The organism is Pseudomonas sp. GW823-FHT02C02 (genome assembly GCF_058797635.1).
Genome location: NZ_JBXAJV010000013.1, coordinates 155,351 through 174,282, shown reverse-complemented (window position 1 = coordinate 174,282; position 18,932 = coordinate 155,351). Strand labels below are relative to the sequence as shown.

The window sequence follows — 18,932 nt, the reverse complement described above, 5'->3', positions numbered from 1 at the left end:
ACCCCCTGCGGTCGTAATCTTCACAGGGCGGCGCGTCACTGCGCCGCCGCAACCTTGGAGATCCAATGAGCCAGGACGTCCTGACCACCGAAGCCAATCGCCGTCAGTTGCAGCAAATCATCGCCGGTTTGTCCGATGGGGTGATTTTGCTGGAACTCGACCAGACCATTGTGTGGGCCAATGAAGCCGCGCTGGCCATGCATGGCGTCAGTCAGATCGGCGAGTTGGGCGCCAATGCCAAGGAGTACGCCAAGCGCTTCGCCTTGCGCTATCGCAATAATCACCCGGTGCCGCCAGAGAACTACCCGATCAGCCGCGTCGCCAAGGGCGAGACCTTCGCCGATGTGCTGGTCGAGGTGACGCCGGTCGACGATGAGGAACGCATGTGGGTTCATAACGTGCGCAGCATGGTCCTCGCCGACAGCGCCGGCGAGGCGGAGTCGCTGGTGTTGATCATGGACGATGTCACGGAATGGGCGAGCGCCGAGCAGCGTTTCGAAAAGACGTTCAATGCGAACCCGGCACCGGCGGTGATCTGTCGTCTCAGCGATTTGCGTTACATCAAAGTCAATTCGGGCTTCCTGGAAATGACCGGCTATGCCCGCGATCAGGTGATCGGGACTTCGACCTATGAGCTGGACATTCTGGACGGCGCCGAAAACAGGGACCTGGCCATCGAGCGTCTGCGCGAGCACGCCACGATCCCGCAGATGCAGGCTGAGCTGAAACTGCCTGAAGGCGGCAGCAAGCAGGTGATCGTCGCCGGTCAACCGCTGGAGTTCAATGAGGAAGACTGCATGCTGTTTTCCTTCGTCGACATGGAGCCGCGGCACAAGGCCGAGGTTGCCCTGCGCCAGAGCGAGGAGCGGTTCGCCAAGGCGTTTCGCCTGACGCCGGTGCCGACGCTGGTCTGTGGTGCACAGGATCAGGTGGTGATCGACGTCAACGAAGCCTTCCTGGATACCCTCGCGTACCCCAGTGAAGAAGTGCTCGGAAAAACCGTTGCCGAACTCGACTTTATCGATGACAAGGGCGCGCGCACACGGCTGTTCGCGGCGCTGGAGAAGGCGGGAAGCCTGGATCGGGTCGATGTCAGAATCCGCAGGAAAGACTCGAGCGTGATTGACTGCACGGTGTCGGCCGACACCGTGAACATTCAGGACAACCCTTGCTACCTGCTGGTGTTGATGAACATCACCGAACGCAAACGTACCGAGCTGGAACTGGTGGCGGCGATCGAAGAAGTGATGAAAGACGCTTCCTGGTTCACCCGTACGTTGATCGAAAAACTCGCCAACGTGAAGAACATTAACTCGCCGCAGTTACCCAGCGTGTCCTTCACCGACCTGACCGCCCGCGAGCGCGATGTGCTCGGCCTGATCTGCGAAGGCCTGGCGGACAAGGAAATCGCGGCACGCCTGAAACTGGCGCCCAACACTGTGCGCAACCACGTGTCGACGGTGTATTCCAAGCTGGATGTGCACAGTCGCAGCGAAGCAATTGTGTGGGCGCGGGAGCGAGGTTTGTTCTCCAGTGAGTGGCGTCCAAAAGGCCAGCGTTAAGGTGCAAATGCACTAGACGAGGCAGTGCAAATGGAGGTTCTGGCGGGGTGCAGCAGTTCCTAACCTGTCAGGGTGCGAAACGGGCCTTTGGTCGGTATCGCGTCCTCTACGGAACAGCTTAAGGAACAGTCGTATGCTCGGCCAATTCAACCAGTTTTCAGTCGACGGGGTCAGCCGGCCCATGGGTGAATCGCAATGATTTATCTGGCGCAATTGCGTGCGCAACTGGAACAGCACTTTTCCCCGCTGGCTTGTGATTGCAGCGTGTCAGGGGACAACTCGGTGACGGTGAAGCTGTATCACCCGGCGTCGGGGCAGGTGGATCTGGTGGTCAGTGGGCTGAGTGTCGCTCACCTCAGAACGCCGGAAGCGGTCGCTTCGTTGATTGAAGAGCTGCGTTACGAGCTCGAAAGCAACAATTTGCATCAGAGGCAGGACTCGGTTTCGTAGCTGTCGTTTTTCAGTGTTGAAAACGAGTTAAGTGCCTTATTGACTGGCATTGGCGGCGGGCTAGGCTATAAGAAATGCGAGGGTATTATTTTCTGTGACCAATCCGCGGCTACGCGGTAGGGGTGTCGGGTCGCGGAAAGTGTCGATGACTTATCGCGGGACAGCCTATGAACAGTCTTGGGAAACGTGCTTTTTCGCCCCTGTCGCTCGCCTTTTGCATAGCGATGCTCAGCGGTTGCGCCAGTCCGCCACCTCCACCGCCCGCCGCACCACCGCCTGTTCCGCAGCGCACCTGCGAAACCACTGAACAAACGGATGTGATGGGCGATGCAAGAGTGACCGAGGAAGTGACCCGGCAAACGAAAGTGACCCGTTGTGTCACTCAGTAGGTCTGAGTGACTGCTTCGTTGCTTTCTTCGTTGCTTTCTTCATGTGTTGAATGCGCAATGATCCGGCACCCTCACGGGTGCCGACACCTGGGGGCCTGAACCTCAGACATCCTCGATCCTGACCCAGCGTGACTCGCTTGCCGCCAACCGGATCGCCGTCGCCAGACGTTCAACTTCCCATGCTTGCTCAAAGTCAGTCCCGCCCTGGGAAAGGCCGGCCAGGGCCATCACCAGGTCATGTACCTCTAGCGTCTTGAGTTCGTTGTATCCCAGCTGATGACCCGCCGCCGGGCTGAACGCCGCGTAACCCGGCAGGTTCGGTCCGGCGAGCAAGCGCTGGAAACCGTCCTGGCCGGCGCGATACAGCCGCAGCTCGTTCAAGCGCTCCTGGTCGAACGTCAGCGTGCCTTCAGTGCCGCTGATCTCGAAGCTCAGGTGGTTCTTGTAGCCATGCTTGAGCCAACTGCTGCTGAACGTACCGCGTGCGCCGTTGGCAAACCGCAGCAGCGCGTGGACCTGATCGTCGACTGCAATGGGCCGTTGCTCCTGGCTGCCTGACGTCGCAGGACGCTGCCGGTGCACGGTTTGAGCGTCGGCGCACACCGATTCGATATCGCCCATCAGATAGCGCGCCATCGCCAGTAAATGACTGCCCAGATCCGCCAGCGCGCCGCCCGCGTGATCGGCATCGCAGCGCCACGACCACGGCGAAGCTGGATCGGCCATGAAGTCTTCGCTGAATTCGCCCTGAAAACTGATGAGCTGCCCCAGTTTGCCGCTGTCGATCAGTTCCCTGGCCAGCCCGATCATCGGATTGTGCTGATAGTTGTAACCCACCCGCGTCACGATGCCCGCTGCGTTGGCGGCCTGACGCATCGCGTTGGCTTGCTGCAGATTCACCGCCAGAGGCTTCTCGCAATACACCGCTTTACCCGCCGCGAGGGCGGCCATGGCCATGGGGTAGTGGAGGTGATTGGGCGTAGTGATGGCGACCAGATTGACCTTGGGATCATCGATCAGCTGTTGCCAGTCGGTGTGAGCGGTTTCGAAACTCCAGGCGTCGGCACAGTGCCGTGCACGATGTGGATCGACGTCGGCGAGGGCCGCCAGCCTGAGCTTCAGCGGGAGTTCGAACACCGCGCTGACATTGCGAAAGGCCAGGGCGTGGGCGCGACCCATGAAACCTGTGCCGATGAGTCCGATACCGAGTTCGCGCATAGCTGGGGGCCTTTTGGGATTTTTGTTGTTGGGACGCTATTTATGGAATATAAATTCCTAAAATGCAATTGATGGAATAATAATTCGTTATGTGTGTGGGGTCAGCGAAATGACAACAACGCTATGCGCTCAGTAAGCGGTGCTGGAAGGTGAGGGGGCGAGTCATTGGTGGAGTATTCGGTGGACCGCTCTTGCTGGTCTCTTTTACCGCTCTGTCAGATTCTGAAATAACTCGTCTCGTATGAGGTGCTCCGAAACATTGTAGGATTTCATCCCCCATTTCTTTCAGGTCTATATGAACACCCTCCTGGAGCCTCCCAGTCGCTTTTTTCAATCCACACCCTGTATCCATTTGGCCTCCGCTATTCGGCGCAGGTCTCGCTTTCTAATATCGCTTAACCTCGAAATCCCGGCGGCAGGTTGCTCAGTGATGTCCTTCTCCAGGACTGACCGTGCCATCTCGAAGGGTTCACTTCCTTGCCTGCGCTCGGTGAAACCTTTCTTTCTTGCGCCTTGTGCCCTGAACATCGCATCCGCTCCGTCGAGCAGGCGTTCGTGTGTTTCTGCCATTCACTCATTCGCCCCCACTCTACGAGAGACTGAATAATTCCTATGGAATGGATTGCTGATCCCACGGCCTGGCTTGGCCTGCTGACCCTGATCGTGCTGGAGCTGGTGCTCGGCATCGACAACCTTGTGTTCATTGCCATCCTGGCTGACAAGCTACCGCCAGAGCAGCGAGATCGCGCGCGTGTCATCGGGCTGTCCCTTGCATTGCTGATGCGTCTTGGCTTGCTCGCGAGCATCTCCTGGATGGTCACCCTGACCGAACCTTTGTTCGAGGTCTTCGACAAGACGTTCTCGGGCCGGGATTTGATCATGCTGTTCGGTGGTGTGTTCTTGTTGTTCAAGGCCACCATGGAATTGCATGAGCGACTTGAAGGGCATGTGACACAACGCACAGGCAATGCGGCCTATGCGATGTTCTGGCCTATCGTTGCGCAAATTGTGGTGCTGGATGCCGTCTTCTCGCTGGACGCTGTGATCACTGCCGTGGGCATGGTGGAGCACTTGTCGGTCATGATGATCGCTGTGATTTTCTCCATTGGCTTGATGATCATCGCAAGCAAGCCATTGACCAATTTCGTCAACGGGCACCCCACCGTCATCATGCTCTGCCTGGGTTTCTTGATGATGATCGGCTTCAGCCTCACCGCTGAGGGCCTTGGCTTCCACATTCCGAAAGGCTATCTCTACGCAGCGATCGGCTTCTCGATCCTGATCGAGTTGTTCAATCAGGTGGCTCGCTCACGCCGCAAGAAGAGTGTGCAAGGTCATCGCCCTATGCGTGAGCGTACTGCGCATGCCGTTTTGCGTTTGCTGGGTGGCCACAAGCTGGGGGCCGATGAAGTCGGCGAGGAAATCGCTGACATGCTGTCAGGTGCAGAGGCCGAGCAGGTTTTCCATCGACGGGAGCGCGTCATGATCAGTGGCGTGCTGCAGTTGGCGGAACGCCCGATACGCGGCGTCATGACTCCGCGTGCGGAAATCGACCATATTGACCTGGCCGATTCTGCGGAAAAAATCCGCACCCAGCTGATGCACTCGCCGTACTCCCGATTGCCGTTGATCCGCAGTGGGCGCGTTGATGAACCTTTGGGGTTCGTCCACAAGAAGGAGCTGCTCAAAGAGCTGTTGGCCGGGCACCAGCCCAACCTGGAAACCATTGCCCGCCAGGCCATCAACTTGCTGGACAACTTCTCGATTCTCAACGCACTGGAACAGATGCGCAAAGAGTCGACTCACATCGCGTTCGTGGTGAACGAATTCGGCGACTTCATGGGTATTCTGACCATGACCGACATTCTCGAATCCATCGCGGGTGAGTTGCCGGATGCCAGTGAAATTGAAGGCCCGAACATCGTTGTCGAGGAGGGAGGCTTCCTCGTCAGTGGTGCGCTGAATCTCAGCCAGATTCGCGAACACATTGGCTTCCAGGCTAAAGCGACTGATGACTATCAGACGCTCGCAGGGTTGGTCATGAGCTTGCTGGATCGTCTGCCGGTCATTGGCGACAAGCTCGATTGGCAGGAGTGGAGCATGACCGTTGTGGAGGTCGAAGAACGACGAGTGACGAGGGTGCGATTGCGTAAAAAGTAAGCCGGAGTCCGCTCGGCAAAAGGCAGCCCTGAGGCTGCCTTTTGTTCATCCTGAGCAGTGAATCAGGACAAGAATCCGCCATCCACATTCAACGAAACCCCGGTCGTGTAGCTCGACGCATCGCTGGCGAGGTACAGAACCGCGCCGGCCATCTCGCTCGGATCCGCTACGCGCTTGAGCGGGATCTGCTGCAACGCGGTCTTCAGGATCGCGTCGTTCTTCACCAATGCCGACGCAAACTTGGTGTCGGTCAGGCCCGGCAGCAGGGCGTTGCAGCGGATGCCGAACTGCGCGCATTCCTTGGCGAACACCTTGGTCATGTTGATCACGGCGGCCTTGGTCACCGAGTAGATGCCCTGGAAGATGCCCGGCGAGATGCCATTGATCGACGCGACGTTGATGATGCTGCCGCCGCCGTTTTCGCGCATCAGTTTGCCGGCTTCGACCGACATGAAGAAGTAGCCACGGATGTTGACGTCGACGGTTTTCTGGAAAGCGCCTAGGTCGGTGTCCAGTACGTTGCAGAACTGTGGGTTGGTCGCGGCGTTGTTGACCAGGATGTCCAGGCGCCCGAACTGTTCCTTGATGCCGGCGAAGACCTGGCTGATCTGTTCCATTTCACCGATGTGGCACGCGACGGCGGTGGCTTTGCCGCCGGCGGCGATGATGGCGTCGGCCACGTGCTGGCAGCCGTCGAGCTTGCGGCTCGAGACGATGACGTGGGCGCCTTGCTGGGCCAACAGTTTGGCGATGGCCTCACCGATACCGCGGCTGGCGCCGGAGACGAAGGCGATTTTGCCGTCGAGGTCGAACAAGTGAGTCTTGGACATGAGGTTTCCTTGTTATTAGGGCCCGGAATGTAGTTAAAGCCGCGATCAGAGCGTAGATTTCTGGATGACTTGCAGGCTCATCTGCTCCAGCAGTTTGTTCATGTGAATGAACTGCGCGAAGCGTTTGTCCTGGGTCTGACCGTGGAAGAAACGGTAGTAGATCTGCTGCACGATGCCGGCCAGGCGGAACAGGCCGTAGGTGTAATAGAAGTCGAAATTGTCGATCTGGATGCCAGAGCGCTGGGCGTAGTAATCGACGAATTCGCGACGGGTCAGCATGCCCGGGGCGTGGCTCGGCTGGCGACGCATCAGTTGCACCGGCGCCGGGTCTGTGGCTTCGATCCAGTAGGCGAGGGTGTTGCCGAGGTCCATCAGCGGGTCGCCGAGGGTGGTGAGTTCCCAGTCGAGCACGCCTATGATTTGCATCGGGTTGTTCGGGTCGAGGATCACGTTGTCGAAGCGGTAGTCGTTGTGGACGATGCTGGAGGTCGGGTGGTCGGCCGGCATCTTGTCGTTGAGCCAGGCCTTGACCGCCTCCCACTTCGGCGCGTCCGGCGTCAGGGCTTTTTCGTAGCGATCGCTCCAGCCCTTGATCTGCCGTGCCACATAACCTTCGGGCTTGCCCAGATCGCCCAGGCCAAAGGCCTTGTAGTCGACACGATGCAGTTCAACGAACTTGTCGATGAAGCTTTTGCACAAGGCTTCGGTTTTCGCCGAATCCAGGCCCAGTTCCGGTGGCAGTTCCGAGCGCAGGATGATCCCGTTGACCCGTTCCATCACGTAGAACTCGGCGCCGATCACCGATTCGTCGGTGCAGTGCACATAGGCCTTGGGGCAATACGGAAAACCGTCGCGCAGTTGATTGAGAATGCGAAATTCGCGGCCCATGTCGTGTGCGGACTTGGCTTTGTGGCCAAACGGCGGCCGACGCAGGACGAACTCCTGCTCCGGGTATTCCAGCAGGTAGGTCAGGTTCGACGCACCGCCTGGAAACTGGCTGATCTGAGGCAAGCCACTCAAGCCCGGAATGTGGGCCTTGAGGTACGGATCGATCAGGCTGGCATCGAGTTCTTCGCCGGTGCGGATACGGGTGGACTGGTCAGTAAGCGCCATGCTTATCCCTTCTGCTTATTCTGGAGGCCTGCGATTATTGGCTAATCTAATGCGCGCACCCGGCACCCACAACCACGAACGGCCCTTATAGGTGAGCGTGTTGCCGGGCAATCATTGCTTTTGATACACCTGTTTGAATGACCCTCAAGGCGCAACCTTGCTCAGTGAGGCCGGCAGGGCAATGGGCGTCAACACGGGACTGCCGGAGAAGAATGCCACCAGATTGCGACCCACCAACTCCACGGTGCCTTGCGTTGCCTCCGGAGACAACCCAGCGACATGCGGCGTCAGGATCACGTTGGTCAGCGCCTTGAGTGCCTCCGGCACGTGAGGCTCGGCATCGAACACATCCAGGGCGGCACCGGCAATGCGTCGTTGCTCAAGCGCAGTGACCAGGTCTGCCGTGGCGATCACCGAGGCTCGGGCGATGTTCACGACGAACCCTTTGGGGCCCAAGGCATCAAGGACGTGTTTATTGATCAGGTGTTTGGTGCCCAGGCCGCCAGGGGTGGCAACGATCAAAAAGTCCGAGGCACGAGCCAGTTCGGTCGGTGTCGAGCAGAAGGTATAGGGGACGTCGCTGCGATGCTGGCGGTTGTGGTAACTCACGGTCATGTCGAAGCCGGCGGCGGCGCGTTTGGCGATGGCCATGCCGACCGCGCCGAGGCCGAGGATCCCCAGGCGCTTGCCGGCCAGGGAGGGGCGCATGATCTTCGGCCACTCGCCGCGGCGTACCGCTGCGTCGCAACGGGGAATGTCGCGAACCAGCGCCAGCAACATCGCCATGGCATGGTCGGCGACTGAAGAGGCGTTGACGCCGGCGCCATTGGTGACGGTGATGTCCCGGTTGGCGGCGGCTTGCAGGTCGACGTGCTCGTAACCGGCACCGATCACGCAGATGATTTTGAGGTTGGGCAGGGCGGCAATTTCATCGGCGTACAAGCCCAATGGACCGCGAGTCAGTACCGCATCAATCTGCGGGCCATGCCGTGAGATGGCGGCGGCGCGCTCGGCCGGCGTCGGGGCCAGAATCAGGTGAAAGCCCTGATGTTCGAGAATCGGCAAGTAATCGTTGATGGTTTCAACCAGTACCAGAACGGTTGCAGGCATGCTGAGCTCCTGTGGGGATTGAATGTCGGATCTCGAATGTTGCTTCAGATTGCTGATTCCAGAGGAGTTTAGCAACGACCGGGGATTGCACACGCCGTTGATCAGACTGATTCACCTTGGGAGGTCAGAAAATGGCGGGCGGCGGCGAGAATCTCATCAGACAGTTCATCCCCCCGCGTGGCGCGAGCCAGGGTCAGCGCGCCGACCATCAAGGAATAATCCACCAAGGCTTGCTGGCGATTGGCTTGGGGCTGATCCGAACCCATCAAAGGGGTGAGCATCTGCAACAAGGCTTCCAGCCCCTGGGTATAGGTCTGGTGCAAACCGCTTTCGGCGGTTTCATGGCACATGTCGCCGGCAAACGCCGTGACCGGGCAGCTTTCGCCCGGGTTATCGCGGTTGGCCGCCGACAGGTAGGGCGCGATGATGCTCGTGCGGGCCGAGACGCGGTTATCGTTGGCGTCGATTTTCTGCTTCCAGCGTTCCATCGACTGGGTGAACGCCCGGGTACAGGCCTCTTTCGCCAGCGCTTCCTTAGAGTCGAAATGACCGTAGAACCCGCCATGGGTCAAGCCGGCCGCGCCCATTACATCAACGACGCTGATCCCGTGCAGGCCGCGCTCGCGAAACAGTCGCGTGGCGGCTTCGACGATGATCTCGCGGTTGAGTTCGGCTTGTTTGCGAGAGACTCGAGGCATGGCGGCTCACAGGTAGGGAAGGTGTTTAGATGACTGGCATCATAAGGAACTGTCGGGCGCGTGTCAGTGAATGACTTTCGCGGCAACAGTCGGCCCGGTCGAAGGATGTTTCTATCCCGATTGAGAGATGTCCTCCGAGACCTTGTAAAACGCCAGGCGTGGCGGCAATCAGTTGGCGTATTGAGCGATGCCATTGCCGAATGACCAGTTCTCGGGTTTGCCTTCCACCAGATTGATGAAGACATCTTCCAGGCGAACACCCAGTTCAGCGTTGAGGCTTTCGGCGATGGTCTTGTAGAGCAGTTTTTTCTGCTCGAGGGTGCGGCCTTCCCGCAAGGTGATCTGGATGATCACCAGGTTGTCCGTGCGATTGATGCCCATGTAAACGGGGTCAAAGATGAAGTGGTTCTCGTCGTGTTCGGCGAGGATCTGGAAGTTATCGTTCTCGGGGACGCCAATGGTGGCATGCATGGCAGCGTAGATCAGTTTGCCGATGCGCTTGGCGAAGGTCGGGTCCTGGTTCTTTTTGATATCGACGCGAACGAGTGGCATGGGAGGTCTCCGTAAAAGAGGGCTGCCGGTCAGCAGGTGATTCGAAAATACATGACGCTAATCCTTCACCGAATAGATTTATCAAGACATCTATTTAATTTGATGCAAGAGCGCCACGGGAGCAAGTGTAGGAGAGCGCCACAAAGGCACGCGCCCACGGGGTCTGGATCTGATCCGCACAACCACTCCTCAGCTAAGTCTTTGCTTCTGTTCATTAATCCCGGACAATCGCGCCCCTGTTTCGGCCAGGGCGCTGCCCGTCGGATTTTTCCGACTCGTCCTGACCGGGTAGCAAATGACCGGAATGCGGAGATCCCACCGGATGAATGATCAGGCCAATAGCGTCGACGAACGCTATGTAGCGGCGACACCAGCGACTCTCACTAGCTGGAATCGCCATGACACCACCTGGATGCTCGGCCTGTTTGGCACGGCCATCGGAGCCGGTACCCTGTTTTTGCCGATCAACGCAGGCCTGGGAGGTTTCTGGCCGTTGCTGATCCTGGCGGTGCTGGCATTCCCGATGACCTTTTATGCGCACCGTGGCCTGACCCGCTTCGTGTTGTCCGGCCGCGAAGGCGCGGACATCACCGAAGTGGTGGAAGAACACTTCGGCATCAAGGCCGGTGCGTTGATCACCTTGCTGTACTTCTTCGCGATCTTCCCGATCCTGCTGATCTACAGCGTGGCTCTGACCAACACCGTGGGCAGTTTCCTTGAACATCAACTGCACATCATGCCGCCCCCGCGCGCCGTGCTGTCGCTGGTGCTGATCCTCGGCCTGCTGGCGGTGGTGCGTTGTGGCGAGCAGGCGATCGTCAAGGCCATGAGCCTGATGGTGTACCCGTTCATCGTGGCGCTGCTGTTTCTCGCGGTGTTCCTGATTCCGCACTGGAACGGTGGCATCCTGGCCACGGCGTCGACCCTGCCTGAACCGTCGGCGCTGCTGCACACGCTGTGGCTGGCCATTCCGGTCATGGTGTTCTCGTTCAACCACTCGCCGATCATTTCGGCGTTCGCGGTGGACCAGAAGCGTCGTTACGGCGAACACGCTGAAGAGCGCAGCTCGCAGATCCTCTCCCGCGCCCACCTCTTGATGGTGGCGATGGTGCTGTTCTTCGTCTTCAGCTGCGTGCTGACCCTGTCGCCGGGGCAACTGGCGGAAGCCAAGGCGCAGAACCTGTCGATCCTGTCGTACCTGGCCAACCACTTCAGCAACCCGACCATTGCCTTTGCGGCGCCGTTGATTGCGTTCGTGGCCATTTCCAAGTCATTCCTGGGCCACTACATCGGCGCCAGCGAAGGCCTCAAAGGCTTGATCGTAAAAAGCGGCAAACGCCCGGCGCCCAAGACCCTGGACCGCATGACCGCCGCGTTCATGCTGGTGGTGTGCTGGATTGTCGCGACCCTGAACCCGAGCATCCTCGGCATGATCGAAACCCTCGGTGGCCCGATCATCGCCGCGATCCTGTTCCTGATGCCGATGTACGCGATCCGCAAAGTGCCGGCGATGGCGCGCTTCCGAGGTCAGGCGTCCAACGTCTTCGTGACGGCGGTGGGGCTGGTGGCGATTTCGGCGTTGATCTATTCGCTGACGGCCTGAGCACTGCTTTGATCATTCCCACGCGGGGCGGGGGAACGATCAGGGAACGATCAGGCATAAATAAACGCTGCTCATCTTTCGATGGGCGGCGTTTTTTATTGCGTAGAAGAACGCACACCCCTGATCCAGCGCACCCGTCCCCCGGGATTAGCGGCTAAGCTTGCGGCTGCATCAGCGCGTCGTAGACCGTTTGCCGCAGATTGACCCTTTCTCTGGAGACGCTTTATGGCAGGTGCCCCCGGCGCATCGGTGCAACCCCGTGCCGATACGCCCAACCGTTGGCTCGACGTTATGGCCGGTGTGTCGATTGCCGGTTTGTTGTTGCCCGAGGCCGTTGCCTATTCCAGCATTGCGGCGTTGCCGCCCCAGGCCGGGGTGATTGCGCTGTTTGCCGGGTTGCTGTGCTACGGACTGTTCGGCACCAGCCGTTTTGCCATTGTTTCCGCGACTTCATCTTCGGCAGCGGTGCTGGCCGCCGCCACCGCCACGCTGGCCAACGGTGATTCAGGGCTGCGCATGACGCTGGCGATCGGGCTGGTGCTGGTGACGGGTGGTTTCTTCCTGTTGGCCGGACTGTTCAAGCTTGGCCGCGTGACGTCATTTATCGCCAAACCGGTACTGCGCGGCTTTGCATTGGGCCTGGCCGTGACCATCATCCTCAAGCAACTGGCGAGCATCGTTGACGTGCACTTGAGCAACGGCAACCTGATCCGTTTCCTGCCGCAACTGCTGGAGCAGTGGGCGCAGTGGAATCGGGTTGGCTTGCTGGTCGCCGCGGTGGCGCTGCTGGTGTTGTGGGTGTGTGCACGTTTTCGGCGATTACCGGGAGGCTTGCTGGTGGTGGCGCTCGGCATTGCCGCCGGCCAATGGCTGAACCTGCCGGGCTACGGAGTGAAACTGATCGGTGTGATCGACCTGAGCCTTGAAGTGCCCCGGCTGCCGGTGCTGCCGTTTGCCGACTGGCTGCACCTGGGGGAATTGGCGTTTGCCATGGTGATGATTCTGTATGCCGAATCCTATGGATCGATTACCTCGTTTGCACTCAAGCATGGTGACCGGGTTTCCTCGAACCGCGATCTGCTGGCCCTCGGGGCGGCCAATCTGCTGTCAGGCCTGTTCCACGGCATGCCGAGCGGCGCCGGTTACTCCGCGACGTCGGCCAATGAGGCGGCCGGTGCCGGTTCACGCCTGGCCGGTGTGGTTGCGGCGGGGGTGGTGTTGCTGATTGTCTTGACCGTGTTGCCCTGGATTGCCTTGACGCCCGAACCGGTGCTGGCGGCCATCGTCATTCATGCACTGGCGCGCGGCTTGAGCCTGCAGCCATTGGGTCGGTATTTCATCTGGCGTCGCGACCGCTTGCTGGTGATCTGCGCGGTGGCCGCCGTGTTGGTGCTTGGCGTGCTGGACGGCTTGCTGGTGGCGGTGGTGATCAGCGTGGTGCTGATGCTCAAACAGATGTCTTCGGCGGATATTCAAGTGCTGGGGCAAATGGGTAACGGCCATGATTATGTCGACCTGCAGCGCCATCCCGATGCCCGGGCAATCCCTGGCGTGCTGATCGTGAGGCCCAGCGAGGCGCTGTTTTTCGCGAACGTGGAGCGCATTCTGGGTGGCGCGCTGCACCTGGCCCGGCACGCGGAGCCACCGGTGCATACGATCATTCTCAGCCTGGAAGAATCCCCCGATCTGGACGGCACCAGTATCGAAGCGCTGGAAGCGTTCTTTTTGCAGGTGCGGGCGCTGGACATGCTGTTGATCCTGGCGCGGCTCAAGCACGAAGCCAAAGCGGTGCTCGCACGGTTACCTACGCAGGAAATGGAGCAGGTGATTCTGAGTGGCCTGAGCGTCGACGGCGCGGTGCAACAAGCCCTCAAGCCATCCACATAACCCCTGTGGTAGAGGGCTTGCGGGCATAAAAAAACGCCGCTCATCTCACGATGGGCGGCGTTTTTTATTGCGTTGCAGCGTTAGGCTTGAACGACCGGGATGTTGGCGTTCGCAGCAGCTTCACGGAACTCGGCGATCTGGTCGAAGGACAGGTAGCGGTAAACGTCGGCCGCCATGCTGTCGATCTTGCCAGCGTATTCCATGTACTCCTCGACGGTCGGCAGGCGACCCAGGATGGAAGCAACGGACGCCAGCTCGGCCGAGGCCAGGTAGACGTTCGCGCCGTCACCCAGACGGTTCGGGAAGTTACGGGTCGATGTCGACACCACGGTGGAGTTCGGCTCTACACGTGCCTGGTTACCCATGCACAGCGAGCAGCCTGGCATTTCCATGCGAGCGCCGGCCTTGCCGTAGATGCCGTAGTAGCCTTCTTCGGTCAGCTGGTGAGCGTCCATCTTGGTCGGCGGCGACAGCCACAGACGGGTTGGAAGCTGACCTTTGACCTGATCCAGCAGTTTACCGGCAGCGCGGAAGTGACCGATGTTGGTCATGCACGAACCGATGAACACTTCGTCGATCTTCTCGCCAGCAACGCTGGACAGCAGACGGGCGTCGTCCGGATCGTTTGGCGCGCAGAGCACAGGCTCTTTGATGTCGGCCAGGTCGATTTCGATGATTTCAGCGTATTCGGCGTCAGCATCGGCAACCATCAGCTCAGGGTTGGCAACCCAGGCTTCCATCGCTTGAGCACGACGTTCCAGGGTACGCGCATCGCCGTAGCCTTCACCGATCATCCAGCGCAGCAGGGTGATGTTGGAGTTCAGGTACTCGGTGATGGATTCTTTCGACAGCTTGATGGTGCAACCGGCAGCCGAACGTTCAGCCGAGGCGTCGGACAGCTCGAAAGCTTGTTCGATGCTCAGGTTGTCCAGGCCTTCGATTTCCAGGATGCGACCGGAGAAGGCGTTCTTCTTGCCTTTCTTCTCGACGGTCAACAGGCCAGCCTGAATCGCGAAGTAAGGAATGGCGTGAACCAGGTCACGCAGGGTGACGCCCGGTTGCATTTTGCCTTTGAAGCGCACCAGGATCGATTCCGGCATGTCCAGCGGCATGACGCCAGTGGCGGCGGCGAACGCTACCAGGCCAGAACCGGCCGGGAACGAAATGCCCATCGGGAAACGGGTGTGCGAGTCACCACCGGTACCGACGGTGTCCGGCAGCAGCATGCGGTTCAGCCAGCTGTGGATGATGCCGTCGCCCGGACGCAGGGAAACGCCGCCGCGGGTCATGATGAAGTCTGGCAGGGTGTGGTGGGTGGTCACGTCGATCGGCTTTGGATAGGCCGCGGTGTGGCAGAAGGACTGCATCACCAGATCGGTCGAGAAGCCCAGGCACGCCAGGTCTTTCAGTTCGTCACGGGTCATAGGACCGGTGGTGTCCTGAGAGCCGACGGTGGTCATCTTCGGTTCGCAGTAGGTGCCAGGACGAACGCCTTTGCCTTCTGGCAGACCGCACGCCTTGCCGACCATTTTCTGTGCCAGGGTGAAGCCTTTGCCGGTGTCGACAGGCGCTTCAGGCAGTTTGAACAGGTCGGTAGGGCCCAGGCCCAGTTCGGCACGCGCCTTGTCGGTCAGGCCGCGACCGATGATCAGCGGAATACGGCCGCCAGCACGAACTTCGTCCAACAGTACCGGGGTCTTCATTTCGAAGGTGGTCAGGACTTCGTCAGTGCCGTGTTTGCAGACTTTGCCAGCATGCGGGTACAGGTCGATCACGTCGCCCATGTGCATGTTGGTCACGTCGAATTCGATTGGCAGTGCGCCGGCATCTTCCATGGTGTTGTAGAAGATCGGAGCGATTTTGCTGCCGAAGCAGAAACCGCCGGCACGCTTGTTCGGCACGAAAGGCACGTCGTCACCGAAGAACCACAGCACCGAGTTGGTGGCGGACTTACGCGAAGAACCGGTACCGACCACGTCACCGACGTAGGCGATCGGGAAGCCTTGGCCGCGCATTTCTTCGATCTGCTTCATCGGACCGGTGACGCCCTGGGCGTCAGGCACGATGCCTTCACGGGCCATTTTCAGCATGGCGAGGGCGTGCAGCGGGATGTCCGGGCGGGACCAGGCGTCCGGAGCAGGGGACAGGTCGTCGGTGTTGGTTTCGCCGGTGACCTTGAACACGCGCAGGCTGATCTTGTCGGCCAGTACAGGGCGGTTCTTGAACCACTCGCCGTCAGCCCAGGATTGCAGCACGCCTTTAGCGTGTACGTTGCCGTTCTTGGCTTTTTCAGCGACGTCGTGGAACGCGTCGAACATCAGCAGGGTGTGCTTGAGTTCTTTGGCAGCGACTGGCGCCAGTTCGGCGTCGTCCAGCAGATTGACCAGGGTCACGATGTTGTAGCCGCCCTGCATGGTGCCGAGCAGTTCAACAGCGCGTTTCTTGTCGATCAGAGGGGAGGTTGCTTCGCCTTTGGCGAGGGCAGACAGGAAACCGGCCTTTACATAGGCTGCTTCGTCCACGCCTGGCGGAATGCGATTGGTGATCAGGTCAACGAGGAAAGCTTCTTCGCCAGCCGGGGGATTCTTCAGCAGCTCGACCAGGCCTGCAGTTTGTTCGGCGTTTAGCGGCTGGGGAACGATACCCAGTGCTGCACGCTCTTCGATATGTTTGCGGTAGGCTTCAAGCACAGTTATTACCCTCATCAGTGGTCCCAAATGGGTGTCCGGGACGCTCATCCCGAAATTGCCGTACTCATGCGCTGCGTGGCGTTGTGGGCCACTTAGCCAGAATTACCGACAATTCCTTACAGAAGCTGCTTTCAAAGTTTTACGCCTGCAGAACGGGGAGCTGATGAGGGTTGGCGTAGAGCTTTTCCCCGCTGGAAAAACCCTTCGCCAACTCCGCTCTGAAGGAACGACTGTGCTCGTGACGCTTTGAAAACAGCTTCTAACGGACATTGGCGCCTTAAAAGGCTGGCTGATTCTACGGCAAAAAAAAATTAAAGGTAAGTTGGCCCCTCAAGATTGAGGGGTGATCAATGTTAGACAAAGGGCTAACATGCCGGCCTGTTCTGCTTTCCCGTGTCCTCCTGACCTATGCCCAATCAGACCATCAAGACCCCCTGCGTCGGCCTCTGTTCCACTGTTTACGGTGATCTGGTGTGCCGTGGCTGCAAGCGTTTCCACCATGAAGTGATCAACTGGAATGGTTACAACGAGGAGGAAAAGCGCGCGGTATGGCTGCGTCTTGAGCAGTTGTTGTCCCAGGTGATGGCCAGCAAGCTGGAAATTTTCGACCCGCAGCGCCTGCGCTTGCAACTGGAGCAGCGCAAGATCCGCTTTGTGCCGCATCAATCCGAGTATTGCTGGGCTTATCAGCTGATCGCCCGTGGTGCGCGGGTCATCAATAACCTGGAAGCCTACGGGATGGTGCTGATGCCGGAGTTTCGCGACTGGAACCTGCCGGAATTGCGTGACGCCATTGATCGGGAATTCTTTTTGCTCTCTGAGGCGCATTATCAGCGCTACATTGCGCCGGGGTTTCTGAAAGACGCTTTTGGCGGCTGAACATTAAGTGCTTCGCGGGCAAGCCTCGCTCCTACAGGGGGTGTGTCGTACACAACGGGTGTGATCAACACAAACCCTGTAGGAGCGAGGCTTGCCCGCGAAGGCGTACTACCCGACGCCGCAAATCTCAATGCTGCGTCACAATCTCCTCCAGATGATCCATGATCGTATCCGGCTTCAGCACCAGCACATCGCTCTCCACCGCATCCAGCACCACTTCCGCCGTATTCCCGATCAACGCTCCGGACAACCCGGACCGCGCAACAGTGCCAATCACCGTCACCGCCGCCTGCAGCTTGTGCACCATGAACGGAATCAATACATCCGCCGGACCTTCCTCGATGTGCAGGTGATCATCATCGATATCGAACTCGGCCTGAAAGGCCTTGCACTGCTCGCGATAGCGCTCCTCGATGGTTTCGCTGAGCTGCAGCGTAGGGTCCGCCGCCGACAGCATCGGTGACGGATGGGCACTGACCACGTGCAGTTTGGCCTTGGCCAGGCTGGCGATGTCGTAACCGTGATCGACGATGGTGGCGTGCAACGTGCGGTGTTCGCCATCGGCATTGCCGACGTCAATGGCCGCGAGAATGACCCCGCCGGTCCACGGTTTAGAGGTTTTCACCAGCAGCACCGGCGTCGGGCAATAACGCAGCAGTTTCCAGTCCGCCGGGGTCAGCAGGGCTTTTTTCAACGGGCTGTCGGGGTAATGCTGTTTGATCACCAGCCCGCAGCCTTCCGCCTGCTGCACATCGACGATGGTTTCATGCAGGCTTTCATTCCAGGCCTGCTCGGTGGTGACACTGTAGCCGTCCTGTAACAGTGCCGCCTTGAGCACGCCCAACATGCCGCTGTGGTCATGCTTGCGATCGCACACCAGCAGATGCAGATGCGCCTGGGTCACGCCTGCAATCAGTTTGGCCCGTTTGAGCGCCAGGCTTTCCGAGTGTTCGGGTTCGATGACCACCAGGATGCTGCGAATGGCTTGCATGATCGGGATCTCCAGGAAGGTAAAAAATACTGCGTTGGACAACTATAGTTGGTCGCCGCCAACCCGGTACTTGATGCATATCAACGGCGGCGACTGGTGGTCTGGCGGCAGGCCGGTATAATCGGCGCCCTTCGATTCAGACCTTTTATTCCGTGAGCCCCATGATCCTTCCCGAAATTCACGAGTTCCTCGGCTGCCGAACCCCCGATGGCTGGGTCCAGGCCGCGCTTGCCGATCAGGACACCTTGCTGATCGACCACAAGAACTGTGAGTTCAAGGCGGCCAGCACGGCGTTGAGCCTGATCGCCAAGTATCACTCCCATGTCGACCTGATCAACCTGATGTCGCGCCTGGCCCGGGAAGAGCTGGTGCACCACGAGCAGGTCATGCGCCTGATGAAAAAGCGCAAGATCGAGCTGCGTCAGCTGTCCGCCGGGCGTTATGCCTCGGGCCTGCGCAAAGTGGTGCGCAGCCACGAGCCGGTCAAGCTGGTGGACACGCTGGTGGTCGGCGCATTTATCGAAGCCCGCAGCTGCGAGCGTTTCGAGGCGCTGGTACCGCATCTGGACGAAGAACTGGGCAAGTTCTATTTCGGCTTGCTGAAAAGCGAAGCGCGGCATTTCCAGGGTTACCTGAAACTGGCTTACCAGTACGGTGATGCCAAGGATGTTGTGCAAGTCATTGACCGGGTCCGCGCCGCCGAGCAGGAACTGATCGAATCGCCGGACGTGGAGTTCCGTTTTCACAGCGGTGTCCCGGCATCGGCGTGATTCACCCTCCGCACGTTGCAATCTTTTGCG

Annotated in this window: 16 protein-coding genes; 7 read left to right on the top strand and 9 right to left on the bottom strand. The window is 59.3% G+C overall.

The window, feature by feature from the left end:
- Nucleotides 1-65 precede the first annotated feature (65 nt).
- Both AC1ROI_RS22405 and AC1ROI_RS22400 read left to right on the top strand, forming a co-directional pair.
- On the top strand, nucleotides 66-1,562 hold the full coding sequence (locus AC1ROI_RS22405) for a helix-turn-helix transcriptional regulator (RefSeq protein WP_077749707.1): 1,497 nt from the start codon (nucleotides 66-68) through the stop codon (nucleotides 1,560-1,562).
- A gap of 195 nt (nucleotides 1,563-1,757) precedes the next feature.
- Nucleotides 1,758-2,012 carry a DUF1652 domain-containing protein gene (locus AC1ROI_RS22400; RefSeq protein WP_010459680.1) on the top strand — a complete coding sequence of 85 codons (255 nt, stop codon included), beginning with the start codon at nucleotides 1,758-1,760 and terminating at the stop codon, nucleotides 2,010-2,012.
- A gap of 491 nt (nucleotides 2,013-2,503) precedes the next feature.
- Here AC1ROI_RS22400 and AC1ROI_RS22395 read toward each other — a convergent pair whose 3' ends face one another.
- Together AC1ROI_RS22395 and AC1ROI_RS22390 are read right to left on the bottom strand one after the other, a co-directional pair.
- On the bottom strand, nucleotides 2,504-3,619 hold the full coding sequence (locus tag AC1ROI_RS22395; protein ID WP_102595515.1) for a Gfo/Idh/MocA family protein: 1,116 nt from the start codon (nucleotides 3,617-3,619) through the stop codon (nucleotides 2,504-2,506).
- Nucleotides 3,620-3,949: 330 nt separating this feature from the next.
- Nucleotides 3,950-4,189: a hypothetical protein gene (locus AC1ROI_RS22390; RefSeq protein WP_010459685.1), complete on the bottom strand. Its 240-nt coding sequence runs from the start codon at nucleotides 4,187-4,189 to the stop codon at nucleotides 3,950-3,952.
- A 42-nt stretch (nucleotides 4,190-4,231) separates the two neighbouring features.
- Here AC1ROI_RS22390 and AC1ROI_RS22385 point away from each other — a divergent pair, with 42 nt between their 5' ends.
- Nucleotides 4,232-5,779, top strand: coding sequence for a TerC family protein (locus AC1ROI_RS22385; RefSeq protein WP_010459687.1), 1,548 nt, complete (start codon nucleotides 4,232-4,234; stop codon nucleotides 5,777-5,779).
- A gap of 62 nt (nucleotides 5,780-5,841) precedes the next feature.
- Here the strand turns inward: AC1ROI_RS22385 and AC1ROI_RS22380 are convergent, their stop codons facing one another.
- From AC1ROI_RS22380 to AC1ROI_RS22360, 5 genes are all read right to left on the bottom strand, one after another.
- Nucleotides 5,842-6,609, bottom strand: a complete 768-nt coding sequence (locus AC1ROI_RS22380) for an SDR family oxidoreductase (RefSeq protein WP_010459689.1) — start codon at nucleotides 6,607-6,609, stop codon at nucleotides 5,842-5,844.
- Between the two features lie 45 nt (nucleotides 6,610-6,654).
- Entirely contained in the window at nucleotides 6,655-7,722 is a 1,068-nt protein-coding gene (locus AC1ROI_RS22375; RefSeq protein WP_010459691.1) for a phosphotransferase family protein, read from the bottom strand.
- Between the two features lie 144 nt (nucleotides 7,723-7,866).
- A complete protein-coding gene (locus AC1ROI_RS22370; protein ID WP_010459693.1) occupies nucleotides 7,867-8,832 on the bottom strand; it encodes a 2-hydroxyacid dehydrogenase in 966 nt (321 codons plus the stop codon).
- 101 nt (nucleotides 8,833-8,933) lie between these two features.
- Nucleotides 8,934-9,530 carry a TetR/AcrR family transcriptional regulator gene (locus tag AC1ROI_RS22365; protein ID WP_102595516.1) on the bottom strand — a complete coding sequence of 199 codons (597 nt, stop codon included), beginning with the start codon at nucleotides 9,528-9,530 and terminating at the stop codon, nucleotides 8,934-8,936.
- Nucleotides 9,531-9,698: 168 nt separating this feature from the next.
- Entirely contained in the window at nucleotides 9,699-10,082 is a 384-nt protein-coding gene (locus AC1ROI_RS22360; RefSeq protein ID WP_010459697.1) for a tautomerase family protein, read from the bottom strand.
- Between the two features lie 322 nt (nucleotides 10,083-10,404).
- On the opposite strand from AC1ROI_RS22360, the gene AC1ROI_RS22355 reads away from it, so the two are divergent.
- Both AC1ROI_RS22355 and AC1ROI_RS22350 read left to right on the top strand, forming a co-directional pair.
- Complete coding sequence (locus tag AC1ROI_RS22355) at nucleotides 10,405-11,685, top strand: serine/threonine transporter (RefSeq protein WP_010459699.1); 1,281 nt, start codon at nucleotides 10,405-10,407, stop codon at nucleotides 11,683-11,685.
- A 225-nt stretch (nucleotides 11,686-11,910) separates the two neighbouring features.
- Nucleotides 11,911-13,572 carry a SulP family inorganic anion transporter gene (locus tag AC1ROI_RS22350; RefSeq protein ID WP_102595517.1) on the top strand — a complete coding sequence of 554 codons (1,662 nt, stop codon included), beginning with the start codon at nucleotides 11,911-11,913 and terminating at the stop codon, nucleotides 13,570-13,572.
- A gap of 80 nt (nucleotides 13,573-13,652) precedes the next feature.
- Here AC1ROI_RS22350 and acnB read toward each other — a convergent pair whose 3' ends face one another.
- Nucleotides 13,653-16,262 carry a bifunctional aconitate hydratase 2/2-methylisocitrate dehydratase gene (acnB, locus tag AC1ROI_RS22345; RefSeq protein WP_010459703.1) on the bottom strand — a complete coding sequence of 870 codons (2,610 nt, stop codon included), beginning with the start codon at nucleotides 16,260-16,262 and terminating at the stop codon, nucleotides 13,653-13,655.
- Nucleotides 16,263-16,670: 408 nt separating this feature from the next.
- Between acnB and AC1ROI_RS22340 the strand changes: the two genes are divergently transcribed.
- Entirely contained in the window at nucleotides 16,671-17,141 is a 471-nt protein-coding gene (locus tag AC1ROI_RS22340; RefSeq protein WP_010459705.1) for a DUF1289 domain-containing protein, read from the top strand.
- A gap of 127 nt (nucleotides 17,142-17,268) precedes the next feature.
- Here the strand turns inward: AC1ROI_RS22340 and AC1ROI_RS22335 are convergent, their stop codons facing one another.
- Nucleotides 17,269-18,132 carry a universal stress protein gene (locus tag AC1ROI_RS22335; RefSeq protein WP_010459707.1) on the bottom strand — a complete coding sequence of 288 codons (864 nt, stop codon included), beginning with the start codon at nucleotides 18,130-18,132 and terminating at the stop codon, nucleotides 17,269-17,271.
- 161 nt (nucleotides 18,133-18,293) lie between these two features.
- On the opposite strand from AC1ROI_RS22335, the gene AC1ROI_RS22330 reads away from it, so the two are divergent.
- Nucleotides 18,294-18,902, top strand: a complete 609-nt coding sequence (locus tag AC1ROI_RS22330) for a MiaE family protein (RefSeq protein WP_102595518.1) — start codon at nucleotides 18,294-18,296, stop codon at nucleotides 18,900-18,902.
- Nucleotides 18,903-18,932: the final 30 nt, after the last annotated feature.